Origin of the sequence: Acinetobacter sp. V104_13, from assembly GCF_031798995.1 — a bacterium.
GTDB lineage: Bacteria > Pseudomonadota > Gammaproteobacteria > Pseudomonadales > Moraxellaceae > Acinetobacter > Acinetobacter pittii.
The window spans coordinates 263,566-279,807 of record NZ_JAVQNP010000027.1; the positions used below are offsets into that span (position 1 = coordinate 263,566).

Annotated in this window: 12 protein-coding genes and 1 pseudogene; 6 read left to right on the forward strand and 7 right to left on the reverse strand. The window is 38.6% G+C overall.

What is annotated here, in order from left to right:
* Positions 1 to 70: 70 nt before the first annotated feature.
* From RMB06_RS14015 to RMB06_RS14040, 6 genes are read right to left on the reverse strand one after another with little or no spacing between them, the layout of a single operon-like run.
* The gene (locus tag RMB06_RS14015; RefSeq protein ID WP_311080000.1) at positions 71 to 1,804 is read right to left on the reverse strand and encodes an ABC transporter ATP-binding protein; all 1,734 of its coding nucleotides are present in this window, start codon (positions 1,802 to 1,804) and stop codon (positions 71 to 73) included.
* 12 nt (positions 1,805 to 1,816) lie between these two features.
* Positions 1,817 to 2,959 (reverse strand): ABC transporter permease, encoded by a 1,143-nt coding sequence (locus tag RMB06_RS14020; RefSeq protein ID WP_014206615.1) that lies wholly within the window; start codon positions 2,957 to 2,959, stop codon positions 1,817 to 1,819.
* 7 nt (positions 2,960 to 2,966) lie between these two features.
* Positions 2,967 to 3,905 carry an ABC transporter permease gene (locus RMB06_RS14025; protein ID WP_000881922.1) on the reverse strand — a complete coding sequence of 313 codons (939 nt, stop codon included), beginning with the start codon at positions 3,903 to 3,905 and terminating at the stop codon, positions 2,967 to 2,969.
* A 12-nt stretch (positions 3,906 to 3,917) separates the two neighbouring features.
* Positions 3,918 to 5,951 carry a M3 family metallopeptidase gene (locus tag RMB06_RS14030; RefSeq protein WP_311080002.1) on the reverse strand — a complete coding sequence of 678 codons (2,034 nt, stop codon included), beginning with the start codon at positions 5,949 to 5,951 and terminating at the stop codon, positions 3,918 to 3,920.
* Entirely contained in the window at positions 5,952 to 7,775 is a 1,824-nt protein-coding gene (locus tag RMB06_RS14035) for an ABC transporter substrate-binding protein (RefSeq protein WP_311080004.1), read from the reverse strand. It lies immediately after the preceding gene.
* Positions 7,776 to 7,790: 15 nt separating this feature from the next.
* Positions 7,791 to 9,581: an ABC transporter substrate-binding protein gene (locus tag RMB06_RS14040; protein ID WP_262451613.1), complete on the reverse strand. Its 1,791-nt coding sequence runs from the start codon at positions 9,579 to 9,581 to the stop codon at positions 7,791 to 7,793.
* Between the two features lie 131 nt (positions 9,582 to 9,712).
* Between RMB06_RS14040 and RMB06_RS14045 the strand changes: the two are divergent.
* The 6 genes and pseudogenes from RMB06_RS14045 to RMB06_RS14070 all read left to right on the forward strand — a co-directional run bounded on the left by RMB06_RS14045 (position 9,713) and on the right by RMB06_RS14070 (position 15,655).
* Positions 9,713 to 9,834 (forward strand): annotated as a pseudogene (locus RMB06_RS14045) (hypothetical protein).
* A gap of 520 nt (positions 9,835 to 10,354) precedes the next feature.
* Positions 10,355 to 13,042, forward strand: a complete 2,688-nt coding sequence (locus RMB06_RS14050; RefSeq protein WP_057070746.1) for a TonB-dependent receptor — start codon at positions 10,355 to 10,357, stop codon at positions 13,040 to 13,042.
* A 109-nt stretch (positions 13,043 to 13,151) separates the two neighbouring features.
* Entirely contained in the window at positions 13,152 to 13,862 is a 711-nt protein-coding gene (locus RMB06_RS14055) for a TonB family protein (protein ID WP_311080008.1), read from the forward strand.
* 40 nt (positions 13,863 to 13,902) lie between these two features.
* Positions 13,903 to 14,784 (forward strand): MotA/TolQ/ExbB proton channel family protein, encoded by an 882-nt coding sequence (locus RMB06_RS14060; protein WP_311080010.1) that lies wholly within the window; start codon positions 13,903 to 13,905, stop codon positions 14,782 to 14,784.
* Between the two features lie 15 nt (positions 14,785 to 14,799).
* On the forward strand, positions 14,800 to 15,222 hold the full coding sequence (locus tag RMB06_RS14065; protein WP_002118000.1) for a biopolymer transporter ExbD: 423 nt from the start codon (positions 14,800 to 14,802) through the stop codon (positions 15,220 to 15,222).
* A 19-nt stretch (positions 15,223 to 15,241) separates the two neighbouring features.
* On the forward strand, positions 15,242 to 15,655 hold the full coding sequence (locus tag RMB06_RS14070) for a biopolymer transporter ExbD (RefSeq protein WP_002117898.1): 414 nt from the start codon (positions 15,242 to 15,244) through the stop codon (positions 15,653 to 15,655).
* A 56-nt stretch (positions 15,656 to 15,711) separates the two neighbouring features.
* Here the strand turns inward: RMB06_RS14070 and RMB06_RS14075 are convergent, their stop codons facing one another.
* The gene (locus RMB06_RS14075; RefSeq protein WP_311080012.1) at positions 15,712 to 16,173 is read right to left on the reverse strand and encodes a GNAT family N-acetyltransferase; all 462 of its coding nucleotides are present in this window, start codon (positions 16,171 to 16,173) and stop codon (positions 15,712 to 15,714) included.
* Between the last annotated feature and the right edge of the window lie 69 nt (positions 16,174 to 16,242).

Genomic DNA, 16,242 nt, shown 5'->3' on the forward strand with positions numbered 1-16,242 from the left:
TTATAAGCATTTACCACATAAACCAAATAAAAAGGCACTCGAAAGTGCCCTTCACGACATAACTTTACGCTTATGAAACGTGTTGAATCCCTTGAGGAATCGCCTGTAATAGTCGTTTAGTATAATCATGTTGAGGATGTGCATAGAGTTCATCTGAATTGGCTATTTCTACAACCTCGCCATTATTCATGACCATGACCTGATCAGAGATATATTTCACAACCGATAAGTCATGTGAAATAAATATATAACTTAGTCCAAACTCATCTTGTAAGTCTTGCAATAAATTAAGTACTTGTGCCTGAACTGAAACATCGAGCGCCGAAACAGATTCATCACAAATTAAAATTTCAGGCTTTAGCGTTAAACAGCGTGCAATGGCAATACGTTGACGTTGTCCACCCGAGAACTCATGAGGATATCGGTAGTAAGCTTGTTCAGGCAGATTCACTCGCTCAAGCAGTCCAAAGGCAATTTGTTTACGCTCTGCATCATCTTTACCAATGTTATGAATTTGCATAGGCTCTAATAATATCTGCCCAATGGTAAAACGTGGATTAAGAGAGGCATATGGATTTTGAAAAATGATCTGAATCTTTCGCTGATATTTTGCAAACTCTTTTTCAGTTAATGAAAGAATATCTTTACCTTCGATGAAAGCCTGCCCACCAGATGCCTGATGTAAGCGCATGAGTAATAGCCCAACAGTCGTTTTACCTGAACCTGACTCACCAACTAATCCTAAGGTTTTTCCCTTAGCCAGCTTAAAAGAAACTCCTTTTACAGCCTGAAACTCTTCTTTGCCAAATAGACCTTTACGGCTATAAAAGCTTTTTTTCAGGTCTTTTACTTCCAAGATGATTTTCTCATCGCCATTTAAACCACGTTTGCGCTCGGGAATTGCTGAAACATCAAAACTTTGTTCGACCAATACATCGTCTTCTTGACGCATAAAATCATCCGTTACAGGCAAACGATAAGGCCGTTGAGACATTTGCGGGCGGCAATATAACAAAGCTCTCGTATATACATCTTTAGGCTGTTCAAGGACCTGCTCAGCAGCACCTTGTTCTCTTATCTCGCCATGACGCATTACAATGACTTTATCTGCAATTTCACCGACCAATGCTAAATCGTGGGTAATAAAAAGCATCGACATTTGACGGCGCTTACGCAATGACTCGAGTAAATCAATAATTTGCTTTTGAATCGTGACATCAAGTGCCGTAGTCGGCTCATCGGCAATAAGGAGTTTAGGCTCACACGCAATCGCCATAGCAATCATGACACGTTGCTGTTGACCACCCGAAAGTTGGTTTGGATAGGCATCAATTTTAGTTTCAGGTGAAGGAATACCTACTTCTTTAAGCAACTCTAAAACACGTTGTCGAGCCTGTTTACGGCTCAATCCCATGTGTAAACACAACACTTCTGCAATTTGATTGCCAACCGTAAAAACTGGATTTAATGATGACATCGGCTCCTGAAAAATCATCGCAATATCTTTGCCACAAATTTTACGCATCTCTGTACGAGATAAGCTCAGTAAATCTTTGCCTTCAAATATAATTTTACTTTGCTCATCAATTTTACTCTGACCTACAGGCAGCAATCCCATAGTTGCCAAAGAAGTAACCGATTTACCACTACCCGACTCACCTACTAAAGCAACCGTAGTATTTGCAGGAATATCAAAAGTAATTCCTTTTACGGTTTCAATATATTGCTTATCTTCACCTTTAAAACTTACTCGTAAATTTTTAACATGCAGTAACGGCGCATTCTTATTTTCTTGTTCTAACATTTGACCTTCCTCTTATTTTAGCTTTGGATCTAACGCATCACGAAGTGCGTCAGTAAACATTGAAAATGCCGTAACCAAAACAGCCATTGCGACAGAGGCTGCGACAAGTTGCCACCACTTACCTAAAAGAAGTTCACTTTGTGCTTCATTTAACATGCTTCCCCAAGACACTACGCCTACTGGTACACCAAAACCCAAGAAACTCAAGATGACCTCAGATTTAATGAAAGACACCACCAAAATTGACATCTGGACTAAAGCAATATGGCTGACATTTGGAAAAATATGAATGAACATACGGCGGAAGTGACCAACACCAATTGCTTTGGCAGCAAGAACGTACTCACGTGCAGTGTGTTTCATATATTCGGCACGAATTAATCGATAAACACCTGTCCAGCCCGTTAAACCCAAAATCAGAACAATAGATAGAATGCCTTTTTGTTGAAGTACTGCAGCAATCGCGAGAACTAATAACAAATATGGAATTGAGGTAAAAATGTTATAAAACCAGTTGAGAATATCATCAACCCAACCACCGAAATATCCAGAAATTGCGCCTAAAAGTGTACCAATTCCTACTGCAAGTAAAGCCGATATCACCCCAACAATAATTGAAGTTTCAGCACCTTTAATAGTTTTCTTTAAAACGTCCTGTCCCCATTTATCAGCTCCAAACACAAGGGTACTTTTCAGTTCTGCTTGTTGATCAAGTAAATGTCCTCCAAGTTGCTGATCGATCGCTTTCATATCATCGGCTAATGGGTCAACTACACCATAATAATCAATTGCACTTCCAGAGCTCTTTTCTTGTTTAATTTCAGCCTTAAGCTTATCAATTACATCTTTTAAAGGATCGACTGGATTTTCTGGTAACTCTTCTTCAATCGCTGCCGCCTTTTGCCCTGCATCTGTTGTCTTATCTGCCCCTATAAATGTAGGCGGTGCATAACTTACGGCTACCTCTTTATTCCAGTCAGATGCAATCACGCCCGTCATTGATAGAACCAAGATAATAAAATAAAGCAATACAATCACTAGCGATGACATTGCGATCTTGTCGGCCCGAAGACGACGCATGGCAAGTTTCCACAGGCCAGATGAATGAGCTTCGGCTTTTGTTTGTTGTTTTCTTTTTGATAAAACGCTCAGCATAGCCCACCTACTTCAACTGTACACGTGGATCAACCACTTTGTAGACCAAATCGGCAATCAGGTTAAAAATCATGGTTGCAGCGGCGATGTAAACTGTAATCGCTTTAATGACAGGAAAATCACTTCGCTCAACTGCAATAATCACCTCTCTACCAATCCCGGGAATACCAAAAAAACGTTCAATTAAAAATGCGCCTATGAGCAGTGCAGGTAAAGTTGACATCACGTCGGTAATAATCGGAATTGAAGCATTACGTAGTACGTGTACACCTAAGATTCGGCTTTCACCCACACCTTTAGCCCGTGCTGTTCGAACATAGTCCTGATTAATTTCATCAAGCACAAAGCTACGATATAAACGTAAAGTCGGTGCAATACTCACCACCAGCATGATTAGAATTGGTAGTAAGGCAAACTTAAATAAGTTATCAGTAAAGGTGTCGCTCCAGCCTTGTACAGGAAACCAACTTAGCTGATACGCCAGAACATATTGAAAAACGATAATGTAAACTAAGATGCTGATCGACATGCCAATGGTACATAGCATCATAACCATACGGTCGGTTAGAGAGCCTCGTACCGCGGCAACAGCCAATGCTAAAATAATTGAAATAACCGTTTGTAAAATAGTGAGTGGAATTAAAAGTGTGAGCGATGGTCCTAATCGAGTTAAGATAATTTGAGAAACAGGTTCGCCAGTACTCCAACTTGCACCATAGTCAAAAGTGAGAATCTGCTTAATAAAAATCCAGAGCTGAACGTAATAAGGCTGATCTACACCTAGCTGTTTACGAATGTTTTCAATCTGCTCAGGATTAGACATCTTGCCCGCTAAAATATAAGCAGGATCGCCACCTACCCAGTTAAAAAGAATAAAAATAAGTAAGACTACCCCCAACATAGTTGGAATCATCTGCCATAAACGCCGAATAACATATGCCAGCATAGTGATAATTCCTTATTTAACCCGTTGTCCGGTAATTTCGTTAAAGAATGCTTTATTGTCAGGATCACGGCCAAGGAAATCTTTAACTAATTCAGCTGCTGGTTTTTGGCTACCTTGCGATAAGATCGTTTGACGGTAACGTTGCCCTACTTGCGGGTTATTAAGGTTGTCCCCATAAGCAGAAAGCATGTCTAAAGCTAAAACCTCAGACCACATATAGCCGTAATAACCAGCTTGATAACCGCCCATCAAATGCCCAAACTGCCCAGGAAACTCTGTTGTTGGTACATAACCCAAAGCTGTAGCAGCTTCCATTTTTTGCCAATTTTCTAAAGGTTTCACTTTTAAAGCATCAGCAGTATGCAATGACATATCGTACTGTGCATAAAGGGTCTGACGGGCATAACGCAAGCCACGACCATAGTTATGTACTGCTTTTAATCGGGCAATTAACTCATCGTCAACACGTGGGCAGGCTGGATCGCAATAATCGGCCACTTTAGATAAAGTTTCTTTACGGCGTGCCCACTCTTCATACATTTGAGATGGCGCTTCTACAAAATCACGTTCTACGGATGTTCCTGACTGACTGGCATAACGTGTATTTGATAAAATGCCGTGTAAAGCGTGGCCAAACTCATGGACAAAAGTTTCAAGCTCATCGCTATTTAGCCCTTTACGATTAAAGTTCGTGACTAGGGCTGAAACTGGTAAGCGGTTTGTTAATGTACTACCACCATATACTCCCCAAACGGCAGCATGGCCATACTTCCCTTCACGAGGGAATTTATCCATATATAAGCCACCAAGAAGCTTTCCTGTTTTTTTGTCAACCACATCGTAATATTCAACTTCGTCCTGCCATGCTTTAACTTTGACAGGTTTAAAATCAATACCATAAAGGTCAGATGAAATAGCAAACAACCATTTTTGAGCAGCTAAAGTCGGAAAATAATCACGAAGTTTTTCTTGATCAATCTGATATTTACTCTTACGAAGCTTTTCACTCCAGTAAGCTTCACTCCAACGTGTGATCTCAGTTTTCTCTAAAGGCGTTTTTAAGGTTTGTGCTTTAAATTCACGAAGTTCTTCTACTTCTTTACGTTCAAGTGGCGCTACTGTTTTTTGGACTTCTGCTAAAAATTGATTTACAGCCTCAGGCGTTTTAGCCATACGGTCTTTTAAAACCCAATCTGCATAACTTGCTTTTCCAAATAACTGGGCAAGCTCATAACGCAAATCAATTGCTTGTTTGAGTAGTTTTAAATTTTGCTCAGTACCACGTCGAGTAAAGGCAATTTGATATCTTTTCCGGGCATCATCATTATCTGCCAACTCCATAAAAGGACGATATTCAGGATATTCAAAACCTAATAAATAGTTGCCTTTAGCATTTTTCTTTAATGCTGAAATATAACTTTGAGGTAAGCCTTTCATCTCTTCAGGAGTAAACTCAAGTTTCTCTGGATTATCACGGACATTACGCGCATATTCTTGTTCGAGTTTGGTGAGCTCATCCAGAATAGCCTTCATTCTTGCACGTTTTGCTGGTTCTAATTGAACCCCTGTGTCTTCAAACTGATCTAGAATATCTTGACGGTATTTTTGATCTATCGGATCAGTAGCATTTGTATTCTTAATGACATTATATAATTTTGAATTTTGGAATATATCAGTATGAAACTGATTAATTTTGATTTCACAGTCTTCAGCTGCCTTACGTAACTTTGCATCTGGGTCTACGTTACTATATAGACTTATAGGACCTGAGAAATCTTCAAAATGCGCAAAAATTTTATCCCACTTTGCCAATATAGGTGCCGCTGCTGCATTATCTTTAACAGGCGTTTTTTCAAAATTTGAAATCTCTTTCTGAATCTTTTTTAAATTCGCATCACACCATGCTGGAAGTTGTTGTGCTTTAAGTAATGGCAAAGTAGGACGTGTTGTCTCTGCCGTTGCAAATTGACTTATACCCATGGTCAACATACATAAGGTTGTCATTTTCAGTGCATTATTTTTCATCGTATCTCCAATTTTTTTCATTTAATGATTAGATTTAGTATTTGTATCAATATCGAAATACATCCACTCTGCATGTAAAATTGGATGCTTCTTATATCCAATGATTTTGGGTTGAGCCAGCATATTCCGGTAGCGTGCATATGAGATTTGGACAGGCATATACACTTCTAACAACCGTGTCATTTTTCGATAAAGTGCATCTCTCTCAGCACCTGCTTGCATTTGTTGCGTTTGGCGATACAACTGATCAAACTCTGGAATAGAGCCACAAGACCAGTTCGTCATATGTGTATTAGGTCCATAAAAATTCTGCATAAAATTATCCCCATCTGGATAATCGGCTATCCATGCAGAAGACCCGAACATCCCGTCACATTGTTTTTGCGCACGAATAAGATCTGCAAAGAGCATGGGTTTAAAGACCATACGGATATTCAAACTATCAAAATTTTTTTTCCACAGCTCAGCGCTTTGCTGGCCAATACTGTCACTACGCGCCATATATTCAATGACAAGTGGTTTTCCGTCTGGTTGCGTACGCCAACCTGAGGCATCTTTTTTATAGTGATATCGATCTAATAGTAAATTTGCTGCTTTCACAGAATATGGCGTACTGGTTCTGTATTGAGGGTCATTACCCACTACACCTGGTGGAATTGGAAAATGTAGACGCTGTGCATCATCATTTCTTACTAGTTTAATTTCTTGATCTATTGAACGAGACATCGCAATCGCACGGCGTAAAGCAATTTTCTCTTTACTCATTCCCCCAACAACTGGATTTTTAAGATTCCAATAAATATAACTAATTTCGGGGTCAACAATGCGAGATAACTGCACACCTTCTTTAGCAAGTTCAGGTCTTAATTTACCGTCTTTAACCGCTTTTGCGACCAGTTGGCCTTCAAGCTGAAATATATCAACCTCACCACGCTGAAATGCTAGCCACCGCGATTGGTTTTCTTCCATCACCTGAATATCAATTGTGCCGATTTGAGGCATTTTTTTACCTTTAAGTCGCTTCACAATTGCCTGATCTTCAGGGCTGCTGGCATTAAAGTTCCAAGTAAAGCCCCGATAATCAGGATTCGCTTTTAAAACAATACGCGATGCTGGTACCCACTTGCTCAGCACATAAGGACCTGTACCTACAGGATGGCCCATAACATAACCGGCTTTGTCTTTATACTTTTCGATGACTTCACGTGCCACTGCACCTGTCGGGTCATGGGCCAGTAATAAAGGAAAGTTATAGTCTGGCTTAACTAAACGAATTACCAAAGTGTATTTATCAGGTGTTTGTAAACCACTTACCTTTTGGTCATAGTTAAATTTTCCGGATTTATTAGCTGCTTTGACTAACGCATCCATACCTTCAATTTTGTTTTCTAATAACCAGCTATTTGGAGAGCGCAGATTCGGGTCCAATAAACGCTTAAAAGAGTACGCATAATCATTGGCTGTTAATTCTCTAGGTTTGCCTTTAAAAACAGGGTCTGGTGTAAAATAAATTCCCTTCTTAATGCGAATGGTATAGGTCAAACCATCGGCACTAACTTCTGGCATAGCAGTTGCTATTTGCGGAATAAGCTTTGCCGGCCTTGCTAAATAATCATAGGTATATAGAGTTTCAAATATCGAAGTGGTTACATGCGCCGAATATAAATCATGGATATAAGCCGGGTCGAAACCTGTCTCAGCTGTTGGAAATACATAACGTAAAACTTTATTCGGATCGGCTGGGCTTTTCGCAAAAATACTTGTAGATCCCGTTAAGGCCATACTAGCGAATAGCAAGCTGATACTACAGTGCTTGAGCTTTTGTTTTAAATTTTCAGTCATCATGATCTTTATCTAAAATTATTTTTTAATAGGAGTAATATCAAGATATTGCCAGTTTGTATTCATCATAGGATGGGGTTTAAAACCTTGAACTTGTGGCCGTACTAACCAGTTACGAATTCGAGTTACATGAACAATCCATGGGTTATCAGCTTCAATCTGGCGATTGAGCTTTTCATAATATGGTAGACGTTGTTGCGGTGGTAAATGAATGGCCTGAGTATAAAGAGCGTCATATGTTTTAGACTGATAACAAGCATGGTTTCCCTGACCAGCATTTGGTCCATAAAGCAACTGTGCAAAATTATCTCCTTCGGGATAGTCGGCAATCCACGCCCCACTCCAGATCATATATTTACATTGAGTTGCGGCTTTTAAGTTATCTGCAAAATTACTCACCTTAAAGTCAGCTCGAATGCCAATCGCATCTAAATTCTTTTTCCAGAGTTCGGAATGGATAACTGATGCTGAGCTATTTTCTGTATTGATTTTTAAAATTAAAGGTTTTCCATTTGGCTGGGTTCTATAACCATCAGCTCCTTTTTTATAACCATAATAATCAAGTAGTTTATTTGCTAGCAGCGGGTTGTATCCTACGCTACTTTTATATTTCGGGTTATAGCCATTTACACCATCAGGTATAAACATTTCAGCCCGAACAGCTTGCCCTTTATAAGCCTGTTTTATACTTTCTTTTTGGTTATACGACAAAGTAATTGCTCTACGAAGAGCGATCTTTTCTGGACTAAAACCACCAATGACCGGATCACGCATGTTCATCATGGTATAGGTAATCTCGGGATCTTTATTTGGATAGTGTTTAATTCCCCTTTTCTTGAAAGAGGCTTTGAGTTGATTTCCGTCTAAGGCTTGAGGAACGGCATCTGCTGTAAGTTTGTCAAAATCTAATTGTCCCGACTGAAAAGCTAACCATCTTGACTGTTGTTCTTCAATAATACTGACCACAACCTTTCCAATTTGTGGCATTTTCTTTCCAGACATTTCCTTAACAAGCTGATTATCCCAAGGTGTTCCTGTCGACTTAAAGTTCCAGACAAAACCACGATAATCAGGATTAGCAATCAACTCGACCTTACTTCTTGGTACATACTTACTTAACATGTAAGGGCCTGTACCTACGGGATGCATACCAATACGGTCACCGTAATAATCAACAACCTCTTTAGCAACTCCGCCAAAAGTAATATAGGCAAGAATATAAGGAAAATTATAGTCTTGGCGAGTTAAGGTAAATTGTAGAGTATATCGATCAAGCGCTTTAACTCCTGCAATTGGAGCAGCATAATCAAATTTTCCAGTTTTCTTTGCTTGAGCTACAACCGTATCGGCACCTAGTAACTTACCATCAATGAATGAAACAGACGGTGCTCTATTTTTAGGATCTAGAATCCGTTTAATTGTATAGACGTAGTCTTCGGCTACTAGCTCACGGCGTTTACCTTTAAAAGCGGGATCATTGGTAAAATAGATACCTGGCTTAATTTTAAAAGTATAAACTTTACCGTCTTGTTCCACTTTGGGCAGGCTCTCTACTGTATAGGGAGCTAACTGTAATGGGCGTGCCAGATAGTCATATTTAAGTAAAGGCTCAAAAATTGCCTCAGCAATATTAGCGCTATAGAAATTGGTGGTTTTGACCATATCGAAGCCATCATCTGGGGCTTCATAGGCAACATGCAAAATTTTGTTTGGTTGCGCTGGCGTAATTGCGTAAGCACAAGGAACTGATGTAATAGCCAGACTTAAAATGGCGAGCTTAAAAAATTTTAATTTCAAGTTCATACCCACGTAATTAGTTTTTTAAAAGATATTATCCTTTTGAGTAACATCTAAATCTGCATAAGAAAAGTTCTTTTTCAACAGATAAGCCTATTTAGGTTTAATTCTTTACTTTTCTATGAGCATTTTTATTTGAACAAATGGAAAAACAAAGTCAAAAACCCAATCTTTTGTAACTACTGAAAATAAAGCGAATTTCATGCCATTTATTAATATTCATCACAAAATAATTAATAATATTAGAAATTCATATTTTTATTAGGTACTTAAAATGGTTTGAACTATATAAATAAAAGTAACTTTTTGCCAAATATTATATTTGCATATGTTAATCATCCAATACCTTAAATGCACAAATAAAATACATTAATGACACATTATGATTCATATTGAGACAAGCCAAATTAACAAATAAATATAAAATAAACAATTGATTTAAAATAAAAAATTAAACAAATCCCAGCATTACAAATAGTATAACATTACATATAAAAAGGTTCTAAAACGATACATTTTTATTTATTAAGCATGTGAAGAGTCCAGCAATGTATATTTTTTATACAAAAAAATTTGAAACTTTTGGCCAGCCTTCAAAAATTTTCCAAACGGAAAATTTATTTTTGTTTAATAAAAGATGAACCTTCGTGCTGAACCATAATAAAATCAATATATATCAATATTTTGCATAAACTAAAAAAAGAAAAATATATAGTTGGCACTTGCTTTGCTTAAAAACTTTCCAGCAATATCGCTAACGACAACAAAAAGGGATCAAATCCACGATGAAAAAAAAATACAATGTTCGATCTCAGGCAACCCCCAAGATCAGCAAAACAATTCTTAAATTAAGCACCCTTAGTTTAAGTATGATGTGTCTTACCCTGGCACAGGCAGCAGAAACTGAACAATCAAGTACTGATGAAAAACCAACAAAAGTCGTAAAAGTTGCCGTTACAGGTTCTTCAATCAAAGGAGTTGCAGCACAAAGTGCTTCCCCCATTACCATCGTAAAAGTTGATGAAATCTTAAAACAAGGGGTAACAACAACAGAGGAAGCATTAGCAAAGATCAGTGCAAACCAATCGAACTTTGTGACTGCAAGTAATGTAGGCGCAAGTAAGACGGTGGGTTCAGCAGCGAACCTTAGAGCCTTAGGTGCCAATAAGACACTTGTTTTACTTAATGGCCGTCGATTGGCTGCAAACGCCTATGACAGTGGCGTTACCAACTTAAATATTATTCCACTCGCAATGTTAGACCGTATTGAGGTTTTACGAGATGGTGCCTCTTCCATTTATGGCACTGATGCAATTGGCGGGGTAATTAACTTCATTACCAAAAAACAGTTTACAGGACTTAATCTGACTGCTGGCTATCAAAAACCAGAACAAAAAGGCGGTGAGCAACAAGACTACAGTATCTTTGGCGGCTTCGGTGATTTAGACGAAAATGGCTACAATGTTTTTGGTGTTGTGGACTATCGCAAAGGCGACGATGTCATGGCCAAAGATCGTAAAGTTAGTCGACGTGGAGGCATATTACCTGAATTAGGAATCCATAAAACTAGTAGTGGTTCATTCCCTGCCAATGTACCTGGATTAGGTAATCCCTATGCATCTACAGGTTGTGGTAATAACCCTCTAGTAGAGACTGATGGTCAAATTTGTAAATATAACAGCCAAGCAGTAATTGGTATTGTTCCAAAGACAGAAGACATCTCAGCTATGGGCCGAGCTACTTTTAAATTAAATGATAATTTTAACGCGATTGCAGAATATTTATATGCAAGAAATGAAGTTACAACGTCAGTCGCACCAGATGTATTTTTTGATTTGACGCTTGACCCTAGTAGTAAATATTATCCAGGTAAAGGTATTACTCCAGCTTTAGCAGGCGCTACTGGAACTATCCCTCTATATTTGCGTTCACAATCAGGTAATCGTGTAAGTAATAGTATTAATCAATCACATAGAATATTTGCTGGTATTGAGGGTGAAACTCATGGTTGGGACATTAACTCCGGCGTTACCTATGCTCATAGTAGTGCATCGGATGCAGTAGTAAGTGGCTATTTAAACTTTGACAAAACACAAGAAGCTTTAAACAATGGTATTTTAAACCCATTCGGACCGCAAAGTCCTGAAGATGCCAATGTATGGAACCAGTTAGGTGTTGAAGGTAAATATTTAAAAGCCAATCTAGATACAACTACAGTCGATTTCACTGCAAGTAGACCTATATTTAAATTACCAGCAGGAGATGTGGCTTTTGCAGTTGGAGCAAGCTATCGTTATGAAGATTGGACTTCAAAAGTCGTTACTGATGTTGCCCGAGTTGCACCTAGTACAGGTGTCGATCCTGATGAGCCAGTAAATACTGGCGATCGTAATATTAAATCGGTATTTACCGAATTTCATATCCCCCTTCATAAAACTTTAGAAGCTCAAATCGCTGCTCGTTATGATGACTACAACGATTTTGGCGATACGTTTAATCCAAAATTTGCACTTCGTTGGGAACCTATTAAACAGTTAATGTTCCGTACGACTTATAGTACGGGCTTCAGAGCTCCAACACTTTGGGAAGTGAATGGACCAAACTCCGTAACCAATACGGGTGGATACTATTATGATCCCGTACTCTGCCCAGGGAATGTCTTAAAACCAGGTGGTGTAAGAGAACGTGATTGTAATATGCAATTTGATAGACAAAATGGGGGAAATAAAAGTCTTGATCCGGAAGAGTCAAAGTCTTTTACTGCTGGCTTAGTATTTGAACCAATTAAAAATTTAGCCTTGACTCTCGACTATTTCAATATTGAAGTAGATAAGCAAATTGCTACGCTTTCAGAAACTGCTATTTTTGATGACCCTGTGAAATATGCAGACAAATTTGTACGTAATCCTGATGGCTCATTAGATTATATTATTACAACACAACAAAATTTAGGTGGAATTAAAACATCTGGTTTCGATGTGGGCTTAAGTTGGGTTTCTCCAATGACTGCTACAGGTCGTTTTGGTTTCAATATTGATGGAACATATATTACGGATTACAAATATCAAGCCGAGCAAAATGGTGAATGGAAAAGTGTTGCAGGCACTTATAGCGGTCTAGACTACCAAGCTATTATTCTTCGCTGGAAACATACTGCAAACCTAAATTGGAATTATGAGAATTGGGCTTTAAACCTACAACAAAATTTTTCACGCGGTTATGAGGATCAAAATTCAAGTTCTTCTGTTAAGGCAGGCTATCGAAATCACAAAGTGAGCGACTATACAACCTATAATATTTCAGGCACATACAAAGGCTTTAAAAATCTAGAAGTTACAGCGGGCATTAAGAATATCTTTGATGAAGACCCACCAGCTTCAAATGTTGGCGACAACTTCCAAATGGGATATGACCCACGTTACGCAGATCCTTTAGGACGTACTTACTTTGTACGAGGTACATATAAGTTCTAAATGGTTGTTCTGCAAATATAACTCTCAACGGTTAGTTTGCAGAACAAATACTCATTCTTAGCCAAACAGTCATTTTAAAAATTGTTTGTCTACAGTTTCAGGAGTAACTATGGGCATGACTTTTACAGACATAGAAAATAAATCTGCCAAACGCCTAATTGGTATTGCTGCAGTTATTTTTCTGCATCTTCTTGTTGCCTATATTCTGATGTCAGGTTTAGCAAACAATATTCAAAAACCAGCAGAAAAACCTGTGGAATTACAAATTATTCAGGATATTAAGCCGCCTCCTCCACCAAAGCCGGAAGAGCCGAAATCAAAGGAAAAACCACCTGAACCACCAAAAATGGTAGAAAAAGTTGCCAAGGTTCCTGAGCCAGTGAAACAGGTCGAAAAAGTTACACCTGTACAAAAAACGACACCGGTGGCTCAACCGACTAAAGTGGCTACCCCAGCTCCTGCTGCACCTAGTACCCCATCACCCAGCCCTGTTGCTGCACCTGCTCCAGTGGCTGCTGCGCCGGCACCAAAACCAGCTGGTGTGAGTCGTGGTGTTTCAGAGGGTTCTGCTGGCTGTGAAAAACCAGAATATCCACGCGAAGCACTTATGAATGAAGAACAAGGGACAGTGCGAATACGTGTTCTGGTTGATACATCCGGCAAAGTTATTGATGCCAAAGTAAAAAAATCGAGTGGCAGCAAGATTTTAGATAAAGCGGCAACTAAAGCTTACAGCTTATGTACGTTCAAACCAGCAATGAAAGATGGTGTACCTCAGCAAGATTGGTATGAAATTGAATATCCATTTGTAATTGAATAAACAATTGAATTAGCAAGAAATTAAAAAATATTGGAGATATATGATGAAAAAATCAACTCAACCGTTAGTTCGTTTCGCTTCTGCAAGTCTAATCGCAGCTTGCTCGTTACTTCCATTAAGCTCAGTTTTCGCAGAAGAAACAAGCAATACTCCTGTGGCCACAGCAACTACTGAAGTTACATCAAGTACAAATACTCCAACTCCACCACCGAAACCCGCAACGAGTGAAACTGTTAAAAACCCTTATGGCCTAGAAGCCCTTTGGCGCGAAGGTGATTTAGTTGCTAAGTCTACTTTATTTATATTAGTACTCATGTCGATTGGAACTTGGTACATCATCATCTCTAAACTATTGCAGCAAGGTAAAGTCAAACGCCAAGGCAAAGAAGCTGAAAAACACTTTTGGGAAGCAACTTCCCTTGATAATGCTGCAGAAGGTTTAGAACAAAGTAGCGCTTATCGCTTTATTGCAGAAAAAGGCATTAATTCAACTAAATCACATGGCGGTTCTTTACTTGAACGAATCGATTTTAATACATGGGTGAGCATTTCAATTCAACGCGCAATTGAGAAAATACAAAATCATTTAGGCGGTGGTTTAGCCTTTTTAGCAACAGTAGGTTCTACTGCACCATTTGTTGGTCTTTTTGGTACTGTATGGGGAATTTATCACGCATTAACAGCCATTGGTATCTCAGGTCAAGCATCTATCGATAAAGTTGCAGGCCCCGTTGGTGAAGCTCTGATTATGACAGCGATTGGTCTTGCAGTCGCAGTACCTGCTGTACTTGGTTATAACTGGCTTACACGCCGTAATAAAGCAGTTATGGAAAATGTCCGTTCATTTGGTTCAGATTTACACGCGGTTTTATTAAGTGGAGAAATTAATACCAATAATTCAGTTAATCGCAGTATTAAATAATCGGGAGCAAACATTATGGGTATGAGTGTTGGTTCTGAAGATGATGATGAAATGATTGGCACAATTAACACGACACCTTTGGTTGATGTCATGTTGGTTTTACTTATTATTTTTCTTATTACTATTCCGGTAGTCACACATACGGTTCCAGTGAAACTACCAGAAGAAAAAAATACTCCCTATGCAACCACGCCTGAAAATATTCAACTCTCAGTAAATAAGAAAGGCGATATTTTCTGGAACGAAAGTTATGTGCCTAGTAAAGAGATATTGCTGGCAAAACTTCAAGCAGTTGCACAAAAAAGACCTCAGCCAGAAGTTCATATTCGGGGTGATCAGCTTACCCATTTTGAAGCGATAGATCAGGTCATTAGTACGACCAAAGAAGCTGGTATTGGCAAAATTGCTTTTGTTACTACCCCTCCAGCCTCCCCGTAATTAACTTAAGGAGAATTTTATGGGTATGAATGTCGGTTCAAATAATGATGACGATGTGATGTTAGAAGTCAACATGACACCTCTTATTGATGTCATGTTGGTACTCATTATTATGTTTATTATTACCATACCTGCACCAAACAACGCTATTAATATTAATTTGCCAAATGGCACACCGCCACCAACAAATGAAAAGCCACCTGAAGTGATTGATGTAAGAATTGATGCGGTAGGAAAAGTATTTTGGAATAACCAAGAGGTTTCTGACCGAAAGGCGCTAGAGACTTTATTTCAAGGTGTTGTTGCTAAAAAAGATCAAGACCAGATCAAACTCAAACCAGACCAGATGGCTGAATATAAGAATGTAGCGATGGTCATGGCTACTGCACAACGTTTAGGTGTCACTAAAATTGGAATTGTGAGCAGTAACTAATATTGCTTTTCAATATATTTAACTCTATTAACTCCTGCGCTAACTTGAATCTTCAGTTAGCGTTTTTTTTGAAGCGAAATATTCAACTCTAAAATAATATCTCCACACTCATCATATTCTCCAGTTTCTTGAAAACCCTTTTTTTTATAAAGTTTTCCAGCAATGTTATTAGAAGATTTATACATCGTTCGAATTCGTTTAGCTCCTTTTGCAGCTATTTCATCAATTGCCATTTGCAATGCCTTGGTACCATAACCTTTGGCTTGATGATCTTTGTCAATCATAAAACGAAACAACCAAAATAATGTCTCATCAGGTGGGTCAACTTCGGCACAGTACATTAAGAATCCAATGACTCTATCATTTGAACAAATCACTCGTGGACAGTAATGTTCTTCCACTTTAGACTCAGCAATAGAATATACATTTGGTGCAACATAGTCCTTTTGATATTCATCCAACGACAGCTTTGCACATAGAATCCAATTCTCACGATCAAGATCTTTTAGACTAATCAAATTCAAAACCTTTTAGCTATAAATTCCCTTCCTATAAGCACAAAATATACCGAAAATAAAAAAAGCCTC

Bases quoted from the DNA above. Each gene is read 5' to 3' on its own strand.
- RMB06_RS14015 (WP_311080000.1), bottom strand. From the start codon at position 1,804: ATGTTAGAACAAGAAAATAAGAATGCGCCGTTACTGCATGTTAAAAAT.
- RMB06_RS14020 (WP_014206615.1), bottom strand. From the start codon at position 2,959: ATGCTGAGCGTTTTATCAAAAAGAAAACAACAAACAAAAGCCGAAGCT.
- RMB06_RS14025 (WP_000881922.1), bottom strand. From the start codon at position 3,905: ATGCTGGCATATGTTATTCGGCGTTTATGGCAGATGATTCCAACTATG.
- RMB06_RS14030 (WP_311080002.1), bottom strand. From the start codon at position 5,951: ATGAAAAAAATTGGAGATACGATGAAAAATAATGCACTGAAAATGACA.
- RMB06_RS14035 (WP_311080004.1), bottom strand. From the start codon at position 7,775: ATGATGACTGAAAATTTAAAACAAAAGCTCAAGCACTGTAGTATCAGC.
- RMB06_RS14050 (WP_057070746.1), top strand. From the start codon at position 10,355: ATGAAAAAAAAATACAATGTTCGATCTCAGGCAACCCCCAAGATCAGC.
- RMB06_RS14055 (WP_311080008.1), top strand. From the start codon at position 13,152: ATGGGCATGACTTTTACAGACATAGAAAATAAATCTGCCAAACGCCTA.
- RMB06_RS14060 (WP_311080010.1), top strand. From the start codon at position 13,903: ATGATGAAAAAATCAACTCAACCGTTAGTTCGTTTCGCTTCTGCAAGT.
- RMB06_RS14065 (WP_002118000.1), top strand. From the start codon at position 14,800: ATGGGTATGAGTGTTGGTTCTGAAGATGATGATGAAATGATTGGCACA.
- RMB06_RS14070 (WP_002117898.1), top strand. From the start codon at position 15,242: ATGGGTATGAATGTCGGTTCAAATAATGATGACGATGTGATGTTAGAA.